The sequence below is a fragment of the Helicobacter pylori FD535 genome, assembly GCF_000296015.2.
Taxonomy (GTDB): Bacteria; Campylobacterota; Campylobacteria; order Campylobacterales; family Helicobacteraceae; genus Helicobacter; species Helicobacter pylori_CT.
The window spans coordinates 17,126-33,145 of record NZ_AKHP02000045.1 but is presented as its reverse complement, the minus strand read 5'-3'; the positions used below and the strand labels follow the sequence as shown (position 1 = coordinate 33,145).

Annotated in this window: 11 protein-coding genes and 1 pseudogene; 4 read left to right on the top strand and 8 right to left on the bottom strand. The window is 39.4% G+C overall.

The genetic code is table 11. The features are described 5' to 3' along the window. Window positions 1–58: 58 nt before the first annotated feature. From DV63_RS14935 to DV63_RS14900, 8 genes are all read right to left on the bottom strand, one after another. Window positions 59–628, bottom strand: a complete 570-nt coding sequence (locus DV63_RS14935) for an outer membrane beta-barrel protein (RefSeq protein WP_000725035.1) — start codon at window positions 626–628, stop codon at window positions 59–61. Continuing rightward, a complete protein-coding gene (hefC, locus tag DV63_RS14930) occupies window positions 625–3,711 on the bottom strand; it encodes an efflux RND transporter permease subunit HefC (protein WP_000278419.1) in 3,087 nt (1,028 codons plus the stop codon). Before hefC ends, DV63_RS14935 begins: the two co-directional genes overlap by 4 nt. A 12-nt stretch (window positions 3,712–3,723) precedes the next feature. Further along, on the bottom strand, window positions 3,724–4,428 hold the full coding sequence (gene hefB, locus DV63_RS14925; RefSeq protein WP_000619649.1) for an efflux RND transporter periplasmic adaptor subunit HefB: 705 nt from the start codon (window positions 4,426–4,428) through the stop codon (window positions 3,724–3,726). Between the two features lie 10 nt (window positions 4,429–4,438). Continuing rightward, the gene (gene hefA, locus DV63_RS14920) at window positions 4,439–5,872 is read right to left on the bottom strand and encodes an efflux RND transporter outer membrane subunit HefA (RefSeq protein ID WP_000848853.1); all 1,434 of its coding nucleotides are present in this window, start codon (window positions 5,870–5,872) and stop codon (window positions 4,439–4,441) included. A 9-nt stretch (window positions 5,873–5,881) separates the two neighbouring features. Next, on the bottom strand, window positions 5,882–6,901 hold the full coding sequence (hemE, locus tag DV63_RS14915) for a uroporphyrinogen decarboxylase (RefSeq protein WP_020982454.1): 1,020 nt from the start codon (window positions 6,899–6,901) through the stop codon (window positions 5,882–5,884). A gap of 69 nt (window positions 6,902–6,970) precedes the next feature. Further along, window positions 6,971–7,588 carry a hypothetical protein gene (locus DV63_RS14910; protein ID WP_000577358.1) on the bottom strand — a complete coding sequence of 206 codons (618 nt, stop codon included), beginning with the start codon at window positions 7,586–7,588 and terminating at the stop codon, window positions 6,971–6,973. Continuing rightward, on the bottom strand, window positions 7,585–8,241 hold the full coding sequence (locus DV63_RS14905) for a 3-methyladenine DNA glycosylase (protein WP_000887228.1): 657 nt from the start codon (window positions 8,239–8,241) through the stop codon (window positions 7,585–7,587). The genes DV63_RS14910 and DV63_RS14905 overlap by 4 nt, the downstream gene beginning before the upstream one ends. A gap of 117 nt (window positions 8,242–8,358) precedes the next feature. After that, window positions 8,359–9,891 (bottom strand): flagellin A, encoded by a 1,533-nt coding sequence (locus DV63_RS14900; protein ID WP_000885496.1) that lies wholly within the window; start codon window positions 9,889–9,891, stop codon window positions 8,359–8,361. 123 nt (window positions 9,892–10,014) lie between these two features. On the opposite strand from DV63_RS14900, the pseudogene DV63_RS18665 reads away from it, so the two are divergent. The 4 genes and pseudogenes from DV63_RS18665 (at window position 10,015) to pbp1a (ending at window position 16,020) form a co-directional block, all read left to right on the top strand. Then, a pseudogene (locus DV63_RS18665) lies at window positions 10,015–11,523 on the top strand (ATP-binding cassette domain-containing protein). A gap of 71 nt (window positions 11,524–11,594) precedes the next feature. After that, complete coding sequence (gene tlpD, locus DV63_RS14890; RefSeq protein WP_000467794.1) at window positions 11,595–12,896, top strand: chemotaxis chemoreceptor TlpD; 1,302 nt, start codon at window positions 11,595–11,597, stop codon at window positions 12,894–12,896. A gap of 22 nt (window positions 12,897–12,918) precedes the next feature. Next, window positions 12,919–14,040, top strand: a complete 1,122-nt coding sequence (locus DV63_RS14885; RefSeq protein WP_000491941.1) for an aminotransferase class I/II-fold pyridoxal phosphate-dependent enzyme — start codon at window positions 12,919–12,921, stop codon at window positions 14,038–14,040. After that, window positions 14,041–16,020, top strand: coding sequence for a penicillin-binding protein 1A (pbp1a, locus tag DV63_RS14880; RefSeq protein ID WP_000913667.1), 1,980 nt, complete (start codon window positions 14,041–14,043; stop codon window positions 16,018–16,020). It begins immediately after the preceding gene.

Below are 16,020 nucleotides of genomic sequence, written 5' to 3'. Positions count from 1 at the left end.
CAATCTATCTTATCAATCTTAATAGCAACGATCAATCAGTTGCTTGATAACGTGCCCTTTAAAAAGCGTAACTATAAGCCGCATGGATAAAAACGCTCTCTAAAAAATAAGGATTTTTAAAAGAATTTCTGGTGTTTGAAAAAGGGATTTTAGCCCCAATCTCTATGCGGTGGTGGTAATCAATCGTGCTGCCAAGCCCCACATTAAACAAGCCGTTATAACCCATAAACGAACTATTTTTCATGCCCAAATGGTTGCTTTGATAAAAATACCCTATCCCAAGCCCCCCATACACCCCAAAGCTGTATTTTTTGTAAGTGTAAAAATCGCTCAACACATCTACATTCATGCTCAATAAAGAAGTGTTAATCGTGTGCAATGCGGTGGGTTTTACCGCCATAAGGTAGGAAAATTCACCCCTTAGCGCTAGAGCTTTAAAAAAAGCGAATTGATACCCCCCTTTAGCCCCCCATAAAAAAGCCGTATAAGAAGAATCGCTAACGGGTTTTGGGGTTATTTTAATAGGGGCTAAACCGACCATAGCCCCAAAATAAATATGACTTTTTTTAGGCTCAAACGCCCCTAACAAGCCCGCCCATAAAGCCAAAATTAAAACAATTTTTTTCATTCTAAAGTTTTTTGGTTTTGATAAAACCGCTTGATTTTGTCGTCTATGGGAGCGAGCAAACGATAAAACACCGGCACAATGAGTAAGCTTAACACCATAGAAATCATCAAGCCCCCACTCATCGCAATCCCTATAGGGGATTTCATCGCCGCTCCATCCCCACTCGCCAACGCTAAAGGCAGCATGCCGCAAACCATCGCAATGGTCGTCATTAAAATCGGTCTCAGACGGGTTTTGCCGGCAAACAAAATGGCTTCTTGGATATTCAAACCTTTTTTACGCTCTTCATTCGCCACATCAATTAAAAGCGTGGCGTTTTTACCCACCATACCAATGAGCAAGATCAAGCCTATCATAGAGAACATGCTCAAAGGCTGATGGACTAAACCTAGAGCAAAAAACGCCCCTGAAAAGCTTAAAGGCATGGTAACCATGATGATAAAAGGCTCTAAAATGGACTCATACAACGCCGCTAAAATCATATAAATCAACACAAACGCTGTCGCTAGAGCGATCAAAAACTCCCCATTGCTCTCTTTAGCGTTATCCGCTTCACCGGCAAATCGGTAATTCGCCCCTTCAACCAGCCATTCTTTAGTGTTTTTGCTCACTTGCGTTAAAATCTCGCCCAAAGAAACGCCCGCATTCCTATTAGGCTCAGCAAGCACCGTAACGCTGCGTTGGCGGTTATAGCGAGAAATACTGGACGGGCTTTTAGTTTCTGTGATTTCCACTAAAGCGTCTAAAAACATCAATTTATCGTATTTGTTACGCACTTGCAAGCGTTTAATGTCTTCTACAGAAACGCGCTTGTCATCAGGCACTCTAATGATCATGTCGTATTCTTTACCATCCTCTTTGAACACGCTCGCTTGAGAAGTCCCAGAGAAAGCAGAGCTCACCACTGATCCAATGGTTTGAGCGCTCACGCCGTATTTGTTAGCGTTTTGTCTTAAGATTTTCAGTTGCAATTGCGGTTGCGATTCGCTCGTGCTTGTACGATAGCTTTCAACCTTGCCTTTTAATTCAGGGCTTTCTAATAAGAATTTTTTCAAATTCTCCACGCTTTTATCCACCGCTTCTTGAGAATGGGAAAACACAAAGGTTTGAAAAGGCGAACTATCCCCACCGCCCCCTAAAAGAGCGACTTCAGAAAGATTAATAGTATCTAAACCTTTAGCTTCAGGCATGCTTCTTAATTCCTTCCTTAAAGCGCTCATCAACTCAAATTGCCCCAATTGGTGCTCTTTTTTGCGCTCTTTTAAAGGCTTGAGTTGCACAAAAATTTTCGCTCTAAAAGGGTTTTGTGTGGTGCCATAACCCACTTGCAAAGTGGTAAATTCCACTTCAGCATGCTTTTCAATCGCTTTTTGAAAGATCTTACTCTTTTGTGTCATGTAATCTATGCTCACGCCCGGTTTAGCCTTAAGCCACACCAAAAACCTCCCCCTATCTTCTTTCAGCATGAACTCCATACCCAATTTAGAAGCCACAAAAAGCGAACCCACAAACACCAAAACCACCGCTATAGAGATAATGAGCTTGTGGTTTAATACCCATTGGAGCAATCGGGTATAACGAGACTCTAAAGCCTTAAAAAAAGGCTCACTCCACACATAAAAACGAGAATGCCTGGGATTGACCACGACTGAGCTTACCATGGGGATAATCGTAACGACCACCACATACGAGAGAGCGATCGCTAAAGCCACCGTGATCCCAAAGCTTTGGAAAAAGCGCCCGATAATGCCTTTCATGTTCCCTATAGGCACAAAAACAGAGAGCAGCATCGCTGAAATCGCTACTAGAGCAAAGCCAATCTCCCTCACCCCCTCATAGCTCGCTTTTCGTTTACTCATGCCCATTTCTAGCTTTTTATGGATGTTTTCAATCACCACGATCGCATCATCAATGATAATCCCTATCGCTAGCGTTAAAGCCACCATGGTGAGCATGTTTAATGAAAAGCCCATCCATTGGATGAGCGCAAAAGTCCCCATGATAGAAATGGGGATAGAGATCGCTGAAACGAGGGTGATCGTGCCGTTACGCAAGAACACAAACACCACTAAAACCGCTAAAATCGCCCCTAAAATCAAGTCAAATTTCACGTCTTCAATAGAGGTGCGGATATAGCTCGTGGTGTCTAAAAAGGGTCTGATTTCATAACTAGGGCTAATGGCTTGAATGTGTTTTAAAGCTTCATACACCCTATCTACGATTTCAATTTCATTCGCTCCGGCAATCTTTTGGATTTCTAAAATCACACCGGGTTTGTCTTTAAAGCTCGCAAAAGTGTTGTCTTCTTCCAAACCGATTTCAATCTTTGCAATATCGCTAAGACGCACATGATTGCCCACTTGAATCTTTTCTACATCCGCGACGCTGTAACTATTCGCATTCACTAAAATAGACCATTCCCTTTGGCTATTGACAATGCGCCCCCCATCAATTTCCACATTCTCCGCTTTAAGCGTGCTGAAAAGATCGGCATAAGTCAGGTTGTATTTATTCATCAAAGTGGGATCGGCATAAATCCTAATCTGGCGCTCCCTAAAGCCGTTGAGCTGTACGCCCCCTACCCCATTGATTTTTTGGAGCATGGGTTTGATGGTGTTTTTAGCGTAGTCATTAAGGGTTGTAGCCGGCACGCTTGAACTGCTCACAAACAATGAAATAATGGCTTGGCTGTCAGTATCAAATTTATTGATAGAGGGTTTTTTAATGTTAGAGTCATCAAAACGCACCGAAGAAATTTTATTAACCACATCGTTTAAGGCTTCTTCATTAGGTTTTTCTAACTCAAATTCAATGACGACGATACTCACGTTTTTAGAACTCGTAGAAGTAACCTTTTTGATCCCATCAATCCCCATCACCGCTTCTTCAATCTTATCGGTTACCTTACTCTCTATGATTTCAGCGCTAGCCCCAGGATAAGTCGTAGTAACCACCACTGTAGGCAAATCAATTTTAGGGAAAAGCGCCACGCTCAATTTTTTAAAACCCATAGTCCCAAAAAAGACAATCGCCAAAGCAAACATTAAGGTCGTAATAGGACGATTAATCGCTGTTTTATACATCAAAATATCCTATTATTTCGTTTGGATAAACCCATCGCCAAAAAGCCCCACTGCCATAGGCTTAGACAAAAGGGCTTCAGCGCTCACTTTCCTGGTGTTTTCATCAACGGTGGGGTAAATCTTAGTGATTTTAATTTCATGCTGATTGGAATCCCCATCTATAGAATAAGTGTAAGTGTCCCCCACTTTGACTGCATTAATATATTTAGAATCAAATTCAATAACCAATTTCCTAGCATGGCTGACTAATCTCAATAACACGGTGTTATTCGCACTCACCCCTTCGCCCACTTGAATGTTTTTACTCGCTATTACGCCATCAAAAGGGGCTCTTAAAATGGTTTTATTCAATACCGCAATAGAATAAGCGTAATCCGATTCCAAACGCCTGTAATTGAACTCATAACTCTCTAGAGTGTTTTTATCCACAGCGCCCCCAATTTTGCTGTATCGTTGGTATTGCTTTTTAGCGAAAATGAGTTGTTGCTCGGTAGAATCGCTTTGAGCCTGTTTTTCTTGATTATACAAAAGCAACAAAACATCGCCCTTTTTGACCACGCTCCCCTCAGTAACCTTAATGCTATCCACAATCCCTGTGCTATCCAGAGTGAGCTTGGAATCTTGTATCGCTTTCACATTGAAAATCGCATACACTTTTTCGCCAGCTTCCATGCTCAAAAAACTCAAAAAAAGTCCTATTAAAATTTTTCGTATCATTTTTATCCCCTTAATGCACATAGTCGTCTATTTTATGCCCGCTGTTGAAAATGTAATTGGCTTTTTGCACTTCATAATTGTTGAGCGCTAAATTGTAAGCCACTTCCGCATCAAAGCGCGTGGTTAAGCCCCTTAAATAGGTGGTGAAATCCACTAAATTAGCGTCGTATTTCCTTTTAATATTGGCAAAAGAAAGATTAGCTGCATCCAAACTAGCCTTGGAAGATTCAATCTTGGCTCTGGCGATATCAAGCGATTTTCTGTAAAGCTGTTCGTCTTTTTCTTGCTCTAATTTTTTATACGCTAAATTCTTTTCATTCGCTAATTGGCCTAGCATGATAGATTGTTTTTGCAAGCTCAACCCTATATCATCAAAAATATTCAAAGTCGCAGTAACCCCAGCCGTGTTTTGCTGACCGGGGAAGAAGTTCCCAAAACTCCCCAAAGCGTAAGCGGGTTTTTGGATCCAAAAAAGCCATGAGTCATACACATCTATCTTGGGGTAATAATTGAGTTGCTTGTTTTGGTATCTGAGTGCAGAAATTTGCTCCCTTAAAGAAACCAAATCCTGCCTTTCTCTTAATTGCAAATTAGGCGCATCAATCGTAGTCTTTTTTAAATTTTTCACATTGAGATTAGTGAGGTATTCTAAAGTCAAGCGGTTTTGCTCCAAAGCAAATTGCATGTCTAAAATATCGTATTCGCTCAAATTCCCTTGCGCTTTTAAGCTTTGCAAATCATCAATCGTGGTTAGCCCTTTATCATAGAGTTTGGTAACCCTTTTAATGTCCGTTTTGATTTGCTCTAATTTCTTTTGCAAAGCGATCATGCGAGCTAAATTATTAAAATACTCATAATATTGTTGCACCACTTGCAAATACACGCTTTGGCGGCTATACTCTAAATTAGCCACAGTGGATCGGTAAGTCGCAGACTTTTCTTTGACATTATTCACATCGCTAAAACCATTAAACACATTCAATTTGACTTCAACTTGGAGTTGTTGCGTGTTGTATTTCTTAAAGTGCGGAGTATCCCTATTTTCATTCTTAAAATTATAACTCGTATTTAAGGTGGGTAAAAACATCGCTTTGGCGATGGTGTGGTTTTTCATCGCTTGCTTGACGCTGAGTTCTTGCGCTTGCAAACTGAGATTAGAGGTAGCCCCCTTTAGCAATTCATAAAGCCCCAAAGCGGCTTTATCGCTTTTTTCATGGTATTTAGCAATCTCTTGATTGATAGTGGTCGCTGTTTCTTTAGGCGAATGCAAAAAACCCGGTGTTGCTTCTAAAGAACTTGTCGGCGGATCAATGAGCTTTAAATTCTTATGGCTGTAATTGTTAAGGATTTGCTTGATTTCATCGGGGGTTTTAGAGGGGGTTTGGGCTAGAGTTAAAGCCGCACACAAGCCCCATAAACTAGCATATCTTATAATCGTTTTCATCAAATCCCCCTATCGTTTAGTTTTAGCATGCACTAATTGCACTAAATATTTTGCATTTTCTCTGGGTAAATCCGGCAGCATCCCATGCCCTAAATTAAAAATATGCCCTTGATGGCCCATGACTTTTAGAATCCTTTCAACCCCTTCTTCTAAAGCGTTTTTATCATAAAGGCGGGTGGGCTCTAAATTCCCTTGCAAAACATACTTACCGCCTAAAATCTTTTTTGCCGCAGTTAAAGGCGTGCCCCAATCCACGCCAAACACATCAAATTCCCCATCTATGCTATCCAAATAAGCGCCAATCCCTTTAGGGAAAAGGATAACCGGGATATGCGCATAGCGTTTTTTAAGCTCTTTAGAGATTTTTTTCAAATAATCCCAACTGAATTCCAAATACGCTTCTTTTTCTAAAGCGCTAGCCCATGAGTCAAAGATCATCACTGCATTGACCCCTGCTTGGATTTGAAGGCTCAAATACTCTATCAATTCAAGGCTTAATTTTTCTAAAAGCGCTTTTAAAACTTCAGGCTCGCTATAAAGCATTTTCTTGCTTTTAGCATACGATTTGCTCCCCTCGCCTTCTATCATGTAAGTCGCTAAAGTCCAAGGCGATCCGCAAAAACCGATTAACGCTTTCTCTTTAGAAAGCTTTTGGCGCGTTTGAGAAATCGTATCATAGACATAGTTCAGTTGTTTATAAGCCCCTACTTTTAGGCTTTCCACGCTTTTTAAATCCGTAATAGTCTCTAAAAAATGCGGCCCCTTTTTAGGGGTAAACTCCAAATTCAAGCCCATTTCCAAAGGCACTACTAAAATATCGCTAAACAAAATAGCCGCATCCACGCCTAAAATCTCTACCGGCTGTAGGGTAACTTCTGTGGCTAAATCGCTATTTTTACACAATTCCAAGAAACTCCCCGCTTTTTTACGGCTCTCTTGGTATTCGCTAAGGTAACGCCCCGCTTGCCTCATCATCCAAATGGGCGTATAAGGTATTTCCTTTCTAAAACATGCATCAATGAAAATCATCATAAATCCTTAAAGGTTTGTCTAATTATGGTTTTTATACTCTATAATTTGGTTATCAAAATGAATATTTTACCCTAAAAATCTCGTAAAATCATAAAAGGTGAAAGTGATACCAACAGAATAGATGTTCAATCGTGGCGTGCCAAAGGCTTTAGAAAATTTGCTTTGGATGAAATAAAAAGGGATACCACCCCTTGCTTCTATACTCAAGCCAAAATTTTTAGCCGCATTGAAAAACAAGCCCACACTCCCCACCGCTGATTGGATATTGAATTGATACTTATCAATCTTAGCCCCTAAAATTTGGAGCTGGTAGCCTAAGGCGATTTTAGGGATAACCCACCCCTTAAAAAGCCTAACCCCAGCCATAAATCCAGCGCTCATGAAATACGAATCGCCCATTCCTGCATCCAAATACCCCCCTAATAAAGCTTTCTTTTTTAAAACGAACCCTGCTTGAAAGCCTAAAGAAGCGTCATGATAAATTTTATCCATTAAAATAGGCGGGCGGTTTTTAGGGCGGATGGGGGATCTTTTAGTCGTTTCTGCATGCTGGTAAAGGTAGCCGATTTTAAAAGAGCCAAAATATTTTTTAGTAGGCTCTAGAGGTTTGAAAAAATCCCCATCCTTTTTGGCCAATAAAACGCCTTTTAAAAGGCTTAAGATTAAGAAAAATCTAAAAATCAAAGCTTTAATTCCCATTTTTGTTTGGAAAATTCTACAATCTTTCCATGGAATCTCGCATAAAGTTGCGCTAAAGAAATGGTGTTTTCATAAAGCGCTAAGGCGGAATTTAAATTCTCTTGAACGCCTTTTTCAAAAAAATGTTGCAATTCGTCATAATCTTCTATCTCTATGCCTAATTTTTTTAAAAAAAGATAGCTGTATTTATCCACCACCATCACTTCTTTAGCGCACACATAGCATAAAATCGCATCCGCGCTTTCTTTGCCAATGCCCTTTTGGTCTAAAAGCCACTCCCTGGTTACTTCTTGTTTAAAATTTTCAAAACTTTGAAAGTCTTTTAAAATATTCTTGCTCAAATCAATCAGCCGTTTGGCTTTTTGGTTATAAAACCCGCTAGGGCGGACACACTCTGCAAGCTTTGAAAACTCCACATAAGCGATTTTTTTAAGATTGATTTCATCATCATCTTCTAAAATAAAAGCGTTTTTTAGATTTTCTAAAGATTTCAAAACGGCTTCAAATTTCGTGTTTTGCGTTAAAACCACCCCTAGTAGAGCTTCAAATTTCAAAGCGTTAGGCCACCACCAAGCAGGGGCGTTTTTCAATAAATCCAAGCTCTTTAAAGCCTTTAAAATCTCAAAACTATCCAACACAATCACCGCCTGTAATAAAAAGAAATCAAAAAGAGTATTTCATTAAAAAAGAAGTAAAAATTAAAGCCAAAAGCCAACGCTTAAAGCGTTAGCCCCATACAAACACCTTTCTTAAAACTAAGTTAAAAGCCTTAAGATATTTTGTTGGACGGTGTTGGCTTGACTCATCGCGTAGCTGCCTGATTGCGCCAAAATGTTGTTTTTATTGAAATTCGCGCTCTCTTCAGCAAAATCCACATCCCTGATTTGAGATTCAGCCGCTTTAACATTCACTTGAGTGATGCTGATGTTATTCACGGTGCTAATCATTTGATTTTGCACAGAACCTAAATCAGAGCGGACTTTATCCAACATTTTCATCGCAGACTCGGCAATATCAATCACCACCATCGCGCCTCTTAAGGTTGTAACCCCAGATCCCAAGCTTTGATTGCCACTAGCGATGACAGCGTTATAGTTCGCGCCACTAGCTGATTTGACATTAGCGTTAAAATTCCCGGTAACATCGCGCAAATTCACCGTGGTTTCTGCCACTTGAGATTCCCCAAAACCAATCGCTGTGAAGCCTAAATGCTGTGAGTCAGAAGCTGAAACCACATTGATGCTCTTAGCGTCTAATCGTGTGAGAGAAAGCCTTCCGTAGTTAGTAGAGCCTTTTGTTAAATCCTGACCGCCATTAACCATCGTTAAAGCGCTAGGCCCGTTACTGACGCTATCGGTTTTAATTTCAATCCCACGACCATCTATACTGCGCAAATTCAAGCGCCCTTTTTGATCGGTATAAGCTTCCACGCCGGTTTCTGAAGTGACCGCATTGATCGCTGCGACCAATCTCCCATCTGAGTCATTTTTCTTAATATCTGCGATATTACCCAAATGGATCCCATTTAAGGTTAAATTACTCAAACTTCCTGACTGGACCGCCACATCGCTTGTGGTGATAACACTCGCATAAGCTTTAACCCCTGTTCGGTTAGAGTTCTTGTTAATCACTTCTGCTAACACGCCAATCCCTGTGCCTGCTGAACTAGAGACTTTGACGCTCTCTAAAGTTACATCATTCACACCATCCACTTGTTTAAAAGTCAAGCTAATATCCCCAGAAGCCGTGATTAACGCGCCTGTAGCGATACGAACTTGACCGATTTTATCGGAAGTGGTAGAGCCGATAGAAGCCTTAATACTTTGGTTAGAATAAGCCCCTACTTGGAATTCTTTGTTAGTGAATTGACCAGACAATAACGCTTGCCCGTTATAAGTAGTTGTGTTACCGATATTGTCTAAACCTTGAATCAAACGAACGATGTCAGATTGAATCGCTTTACGAGATTCTGTAGTTTGCCCATCTTGAGCCGCTTGAGTCGCTTTAACCTTAACGGTGTCTAAGATTTTCAACTGCTCATCCATAGCCTTATCCGCAACCTGGATAATCCCCATGCCGTCATTCGTGTTGGCAATCGCTTGACCCAAACTGCTCGCTTGTGAACGCAAAGAATCCGCCACCGTCATGCCTGATGCATCATCAGCCGCTTTATTAATCCTCAAACCTGAACTCAATCTCTCCAATGAAGTTTTAAGCGCATTTTGAGTGAGTGCGGATTGCACATGCGCATTCATCGCATTGATATTTGTATTGACCTGAAAAGCCATTGTTGTAACTCCTTGTTATAAAAAACCCAAAGGCATCCTTGCTTTTGGTTGGAACTATTATCGGTTAAAGTTTGAAATTTTAAAGGGTTTTATTTGAAAAGCAAAATTTAAAGGAGCATGAAAATGGGCTATAATCAAGAAAATTTATATCAAATCTTATTGCATGCAAACACCAATGGATACCATAAACTCACACAAGTTAAAAATCTAAACTTTTTTGAAAATAAAGACCATACTATCAAGCTTAACACTATCCATAACGGACTGCACATCCGCCCCCTAAATTATGTCAGTAATCTCTTTTTCAATCTGCAACGCATTATAGGGCTTGTAAGTTTGTTTGGGATATTATTTTCCATTAGTATTTATCTACCCTTTATAATGATTTTTGCAACAGTGCCTTGTATTCTCATCTCCAACCATATAGCAAAAAAACACAGCGCTTCCATAGATAAGCTTCAAGACCAAAAAGAGAGTATGCAAAATTACCTATACTCTGGATTAGATAACCAAAAGAACAAAGACAACCTATTATTTAACTTCATGCTAAATTTTCATCATAAATTTATTGAAAACAAAGAATTATATCTCAATCATTTTGTGAAAGTAGCCCAAAAAAACTTAATATCTACCATATATGCTGATGTTTTAACCACCATTCTAAGTATTGCACTCTTTTTTCTAATGGTTTTTATTATCCTTTCAAAATTAATTGGTGTGGGAGCAATTGCTGGGTATATCCAAGCATTTAGCTCTACTGAGCAGCAACTACAAGATTTATCGTTTTATGGAAAGTGGTTTTTTGCTATCAATAAATACTTTGAAAATTATTTTTGTATTTTAGATTACCAAACACCAAAACCAGAAACACAAATCAAATTAGAAGAAAAAATCCATAGCATTACATTTGAAAATGTTAGTTTCTCTTATCCTAATTCAAAACCTATTTTTGAAAACTTTAATCTCTCTTTACACTCTGATAAAATTTATGCATTAGTCGGCAAGAATGCTAGCGGAAAAACCACGCTGATTAAATTATTACTAGGGTTTTATACCCCAAATTCAGGTCAAATTATTATCAATAATAAATACTCATTACAAGATTTAGAGCTAAACAGCTACCACCGACAAATGAGCGCTGTATTCCAAGATTTTTCTCTTTATGCTGGGTATAGCATTAATAATAATCTTTTCATGCAAAACAACCCCACAAGAGAGCAATTAAAACAAAAGAGAGAAATGCTAAAATCTTTTGATGAAAATTTTCAAAATTGTCTTAATGATTACAGCAACGCATTATTTGGAACACAATATAATGGAATAGATTTTTCTCTGGGCTAAAAGCAACGCATAGCCACTATAAGAGCCTTTTTAAAGCCAAATCATTGTGTTGTTTTAGATGAGCCAAGCAGTGCTATTGATCCCATTATAGAAAAAGAGTTTTTGGATTTTATTTTTAAAAAATCGCAATCTAAGATGGCTTTAATCATTACGCACCGCATAGGTAGTGTCAGACAGGCTAATGAAATTATTGTGTTAGACAAAGGCAAACTTGTGGAACAAGGCAACTTTGAAACCCCTATAAAGAAACAGGGCTTATTTTCTGAATTGTATTTGAAGCAACAATACTAACAAGCGGTTAAAATGTTTGGTAATTTTGGGTATAATCCCAAAAGATTCAAATTTAAATAAGGAATGCCACCATGTTTGGGAATAAGCAGTTGCAACTTCAAATCAGTCAAAAAGATTCTGAAATTGCGGAGTTAAAAAAAGAAGTCAATCTCTATCAAAGCCTTTTAAATTTGTGCTTGCATGAAGGTTTTGTAGGGATTAAAAACAATAAAGTCGTTTTTAAGAGCGGGAATCTTGCAAGCTTAAACAATTTAGAAGAACAAAGCGTTCATTTTAAAGAAAATGCAGAGAGCGTTAATTTACAAGGGGTTTCTTATTCTTTAAAAAGCCAAAATATTGACGGCGTGCAGTATTTTTCGCTAGCCAAAAAAACAGGGGGTGTGGGAGAATACCATAAAAATGATTTGTTTAAGACTTTTTGCGCGAGCTTAAAAGAAGGCTTAGAGAACGCGCAAGAAAGCATGCAGTATTTCCATCAAGAAACCGGCTTGCTCTTAAATGCGGCTAAAAATGGTGAAGAGCATTCTGCTGAAGGATTGGGGACTGTTAATAAAACGGGTCAAGACATTGAATCGCTTTATGAAAAGATGCAAAACGCCACTTTATTAGCGGACTCTCTGAACCAACGGAGCAATGAAATCACTCAAGTCATTTCTTTGATTGATGATATTGCAGAACAAACCAATCTATTAGCCCTAAATGCCGCTATTGAGGCCGCACGAGCGGGCGAGCATGGGAGAGGGTTTGCGGTGGTGGCTGATGAGGTGAGAAAACTCGCTGAAAAAACCCAAAAAGCCACTAAAGAAATCGCTGTTGTCGTTAAAAGCATGCAACAAGAAGCGAACGATATTCAAACCAACACCCACGATATTAATTCTATTGTAGGCTCTATTAAGGGCGATGTAGAAGAGCTTAAATCCACCGTGAAAAATAACATGATTGTCGCGCAAGCGGCAAAATACACCATCTACAATATCAATAACCGGGTGTTTTGCGGTCTGGCCAAACTTGATCATGTGGTCTTTAAAAACAATCTTTATGGCATGGTCTTTGGCCTCAACTCCTTTGACATTACCAGCCATAAGAATTGCCGCTTAGGCAAATGGTATTATGAGGGCGCGGGCAAAGAGAATTTTTCCAACACTTCAGGCTATAGAGCTTTAGAAAGCCACCATGCGAGCGTGCATACTGAAGCTAATGATTTGGTTAAAGCCGTTCAAGAAGACCACATTACCGATTTAAAATACCTAGAGCATAAAGTGCATTTAATGGAAGATAGCGCTAAACATGTTAAAGAAAATATTGATAAGATGTTTTACGAAAAACAAGACGAGCTCAATAAAATCATTGAAAAAATTCAAAAAGGCGAATGATTCCATTCAATGAAGTGTTTTGATGTTTTCTAAATCCTTAGAAGCCCTACGCCATGCCAAACGCTACCGCAAAAGAGAGTTGTTTGACCCTTCATTAAAGGATTACGCTTCTAATGATTATCTGGGTTTGAGCGTTAAAAAAGACTTGCTTCAAAACGCTTTTGATAAGCTCCAATCCTTTAGCACTCATTCCCCCAAGGCTTCCATGCTAGTGAATGGCTACCACCCTTTGCATGCAGAATTAGAAGAACGATTAGCGGACTTGTTGGGGTTTGAAAGCGCTCTTTTAGTGGGGAGTGGTTTTTTGGGTAATCTGGCTTTAATAGACGCTCTTTTAGTCAAAAACGCCCTCTTATTCATAGACGATCACTACCATGCAAGCGGGATTTTTAGCGCCAAAGCGAAACCCAATCAAGTGGTTTTTTTCTCGCACAATGACGCTAAAGATTTACAACAAAAACTCTTTAACGCTCCTAAAAATAAACTCAAATTCATCGCCATTGAGGGGGTTTATTCTATGGATGCGAGCATCGCTCCCTATGATTTTTATGAGATCATTCAAGAGATTCCTAACGCTTTTTTAATCGTGGATGAAGCCCATAGTTTTGGGACTATCGGCGAGAATTTATTGGGTTTTTTAGAATATTACCGCATCAAAGAAAAAGACAAAATCATTAAGCTCAGCACTTTCTCTAAAGCGCTTGCGAGCTATGGGGCGTGTATTTTAGCCCCTTTACAAATCATAGAGTTTTTAATTAATCGCGCTAAAAGCGTGATTTACACCACCGCTTTAAGCCTGTTAGACACCGCTTTAACTTTGGCCCATTTAGAATACTTTATCGCACAAAAACAAGAATTAAAAAATGAGCTTAGCAAACACCAACAGATTATTTTTGAAACCTTAGGGATTAAAACGCCCACAGGATTTTTTACTTTAGAATTTGAAAACAATCTTGCTCTTTTAAACGCTCATCATTTTTTGAAAGAAAAGGGGTTTTTAGTGGGGGCTATCCGCCCCCCTACGGTTTCTAAACCCCTTTTACGAGTCTCTTTATCCCTCAAAAACAGCTTAGAAGACACTAAAGAGCTTGCGAACACCCTTTTAAATTATTCTAAAATACAATCTTCTTTTAAGAGTGATTAAATGCTAAAAAAGATTTTTTATGGTTTTATCGTTTTATTTTTGATTGTCATAGGGTTGTTAGCCATTCTTATCGCTCAAGTTTGGGTAACTACGGATAAGGATATTGCTAAAATTAAAGATTATCGCCCAAGCGTCGCTTCACAGATTTTAGACCGAAAAGGGCGTTTGATCGCTAATATTTATGATAAAGAATTCCGTTTTTATGCGCGTTTTGAAGAAATCCCCCCACGATTTGTTGAAAGCCTTTTAGCGGTAGAAGACACTCTCTTTTTTGAACATGGGGGGATCAATTTAGACGCTATCATGCGCGCTATGATTAAAAACGCTAAAAGCGGTCGTTACACCGAGGGGGGTAGCACCCTAACCCAACAACTCGTTAAAAACATGGTGCTCACACGAGAAAAAACCCTAACCAGAAAGCTCAAAGAAGCTATCATTTCTTTACGCATTGAAAAAGTCTTAAGCAAAGAAGAGATTTTAGAGCGCTATTTGAACCAAACTTTTTTTGGGCATGGGTATTATGGCGTGAAAACCGCAAGTTTAGGGTATTTTAAAAAACCTCTTGACAAACTCACGCTTAAAGAAATCGCCATGTTAGTCGCCTTGCCTAGGGCTCCAAGTTTTTATGACCCTACCAAAAATTTAGAATTTTCACTCTCTAGGGCTAATGATATTTTAAGACGGTTGTATTCTTTAGGCTGGATTTCTTCTAACGAACTCAAAGGCGCTCTCAATGAAGTGCCAATCGTCTATAACCAAACTTCCACGCAAAACACCGCTCCCTATGTGGTAGATGAAGTGTTGAAACAATTGGATCAATTAGACGGATTAAAAACTCAAGGCTATATTATAAAGCTCACGATAGATTTGGATTACCAACGCTTAGCGTTAGAGTCCTTGCGTTTTGGGCATCAAAAAATCTTAGAAAAAACCGCTAAAGAAAAACCAAAAACTAATGCGTCTAATGAAGATGAAGACAACTTGAACGCTAGCATGATCGTTACAGACACGAGCACCGGTAAGATCTTAGCTTTAGTGGGGGGGATTGATTATAAAAAAAGCGCTTTCAATCGCGCCACGCAAGCCAAACGGCAGTTTGGGAGCGCGATCAAGCCTTTTGTGTATCAAATCGCTTTTGATAATGGCTATTCCACGACTTCTAAAATCCCTGATACCGCACGAAACTTTGAAAATGGCAATTATAGTAAAAACAGCAAACAAAACCATGCATGGCACCCCAGCAATTATTCCCGCAAGTTTTTAGGGCTTGTAACCTTACAAGAAGCTTTGAGTCATTCGTTAAATCTAGCCACGATCAATTTAAGCGATCAGCTTGGCTTTGAAAAAATTTATCAATCTTTAAGCGATATGGGGTTTAAAAACCTCCCTAAAGACTTGTCTATTGTGTTAGGGAGCTTTGCTATCTCACCGATTGAAGCGGCTGAAAAGTATTCTTTATTTTCTAATTACGGCACCATGCTCAAACCCATGCTCATTGAAAGCATTACCGATCAGCAAAACAATATCAAAACTTTCACGCCCATGGAAACCAAAAAGATCACCTCCAAAGAACAGGCTTTTTTAACCCTTTCAGTGCTGATGAATGCGGTAGAAAACGGCACAGGGAGTTTGGCTCGCATTAAAGGTTTAGAAATTGCCGGTAAAACCGGGACTTCTAACAACAATATTGACGCTTGGTTCATTGGCTTTACCCCCACCTTGCAAAGCGTGATCTGGTTTGGGAGGGACGATAACACGCCTATTAGCAAAGGAGCGACAGGAGGCGTTGTGAGCGCGCCTGTGTATTCGTATTTCATGCGTAACATTTTAGCGATTGAACCCTCTTTAAAAAGAAAGTTTGATGTCCCCAAAGGCTTGCGTAAAGAAATCGTGGATAAAATCCCCTACTACTCAACTCCTAACTCCATCACCCCCACCCCCCAAAAAACAGACGATAGCGAAGAACCCTTATTGTTCTAA

Excerpts from the sequence above, each read along its gene's own strand:
- DV63_RS14935 (WP_000725035.1), bottom strand. The coding sequence starts at position 628 with ATGAAAAAAATTGTTTTAATTTTGGCTTTATGGGCGGGCTTGTTAGGG.
- hefC (WP_000278419.1), bottom strand. The coding sequence starts at position 3,711 with ATGTATAAAACAGCGATTAATCGTCCTATTACGACCTTAATGTTTGCT.
- hefB (WP_000619649.1), bottom strand. The coding sequence starts at position 4,428 with ATGATACGAAAAATTTTAATAGGACTTTTTTTGAGTTTTTTGAGCATG.
- hefA (WP_000848853.1), bottom strand. The coding sequence starts at position 5,872 with ATGAAAACGATTATAAGATATGCTAGTTTATGGGGCTTGTGTGCGGCT.
- hemE (WP_020982454.1), bottom strand. The coding sequence starts at position 6,901 with ATGATTTTCATTGATGCATGTTTTAGAAAGGAAATACCTTATACGCCC.
- DV63_RS14900 (WP_000885496.1), bottom strand. The coding sequence starts at position 9,891 with ATGGCTTTTCAGGTCAATACAAATATCAATGCGATGAATGCGCATGTG.
- tlpD (WP_000467794.1), top strand. The coding sequence starts at position 11,595 with ATGTTTGGGAATAAGCAGTTGCAACTTCAAATCAGTCAAAAAGATTCT.
- DV63_RS14885 (WP_000491941.1), top strand. The coding sequence starts at position 12,919 with ATGTTTTCTAAATCCTTAGAAGCCCTACGCCATGCCAAACGCTACCGC.
- pbp1a (WP_000913667.1), top strand. The coding sequence starts at position 14,041 with ATGCTAAAAAAGATTTTTTATGGTTTTATCGTTTTATTTTTGATTGTC.